The following is a 1,557-nucleotide window of genomic DNA, read 5'->3' as shown; positions in this document are numbered from 1 at the left end:
CGGAATTTGTCAAGGTGAATGAGGCCAGCGTGAGTTTAGGCGGCTAGTTTCGGCGCTTCTTCCTGAGCGGCGGGTTTGTTGATCCAGGCCGCGTCGGGGGTGGCGAGGATCTTCGGGTCGAGGTTGGTGCTGAATCGCTCGGGGTTCCGGGCGCGGGCTGTGGCGAGGGTCGCGGCCCGTTCGGCGGCTTTTCCGGCGGCGAGGCCGTAGTGGACGTCGGCAGGGGTGTTGAGCCCGATGCCGGTGTGCCGGTGGCTGTGGTTGTATCCCTCGACGAAGGTATTCATGAACCGTCTGGCGTCGCCGAGGCTGGCGAAGCGTTCCGGGAACACTGGGGCGAACTTGAGGGTCTTGAACCATGCCTCCGAGTACGGGTTATCGTTGCTGACCCGGGGCCGAGAATGCGACTTAGTGACCTCGAGATCCGAGAGCAGGGCTGCGACGGTCTTGCTCGTCATCGACGTGCCCCGGTCGGCGTGGACGACCTGCGGCGTGCCATGGATGGAGAAGGTTTCCGTCATCATCTCGGCGGCGAGGACCGCGGACTCGGCCGGATGGACCTTCACGCCAACGATGTAGCGGGAGTAGATATCGATCATCACGTAGCAGTCGAAGTACTTGCCCTTGATCGGGCCAGCCAATTTCGTGATGTCCCACGTATAGACCTGCCCGGGTGCGGTGGCGACCAGTTCCGGGATCGCCCGGGCCGGGTGGCGGGCCAGGCGGCGGCGTTCCTTGACCTGCTGGTTCTCGGCCAACACCCGGTAGATCGTTGAGATCGACGCCAGATACACGCCCTCATCGAGGAGCTGGGCGTAGATCTGGATTGGCGGCAAGTCCACGAACCGGGGCGAGTTCACCACCGCCAGGATCCGGGCCCGCTCGAGGACATCGAGCCGGTTCGCCGGCACCAATACTGACCGGGCGGCCCGGGTGCGCGGCGCCCGCGTTGCCGTCGCCCGCGGCAACCCGACCAACACGGCTGCGACCCGGGTCGGAACGCCGTGGCCGGTCAGGGCGCGGTAGGTGGTCATCACGGTTTCGTGTGCGGTGTTTCGTCCCGCGAGCTCTTCGAAAGACTTTCGAGTAGCTCGTGCATTTTTGACATGATCTCCAACGCCACCCCCGTCGTTTCCAAACGCCGTTCCGTCAGATCGAGCTGGCGGCGGAGCCGGGCGATCTCAGCCTGCTCGGGCGTGAGCCGGCCGATCTTCTCCCCAGGTTTCTTGCCCTGCAGCACGCCCGCATCACGCAGTTTTCGCCACTCCGTGATCTGCGAGGAATAGATGCCCTGCTCCCGCAAATACGCGCCGCCCCCGTTCCGGGAGATGGCATCCTCGTACGCGGCGAGGTGGTCGAGTTTCTGCTTCGGCGTGAATGACCGCCGGGACGTGGGGCCGCCCGCGCGGGGGCCGGGACTGCTGTTGTTCATGGGACTATCGTCGCGCACGGCAATCAACGATGGGCTGGACATGGTGGGACTTCCTGATTCTCGCCCTACGTCAAACGGCGGACTTGCTCTGAGCTACTGGCCTCAACTCACCCTGACACGTAGGG

General features: G+C 64.7%; 1 protein-coding gene. It reads right to left on the bottom strand.

Annotated features, from left to right (window positions below; genetic code table 11):
* Nucleotides 1-35: 35 nt before the first annotated feature.
* A protein-coding gene (locus RCH12_RS18450; protein WP_442784597.1) for an IS3 family transposase occupies nucleotides 36-1,474 on the bottom strand; the annotation gives its coding sequence in 2 pieces (ribosomal slippage) (nucleotides 36-1,105 and nucleotides 1,105-1,474; 1,440 coding nt in all).
* Nucleotides 1,475-1,557 lie beyond the last annotated feature (83 nt).

The sequence above is a fragment of the Cryobacterium sp. MP_3.1 genome, from assembly GCF_035984795.1.
Lineage (GTDB): Bacteria > Actinomycetota > Actinomycetes > Actinomycetales > Microbacteriaceae > Cryobacterium > Cryobacterium zongtaii.
Note: the sequence above shows the minus strand (reverse complement) of the source record. Positions and strands in the feature narration are given on the sequence as shown.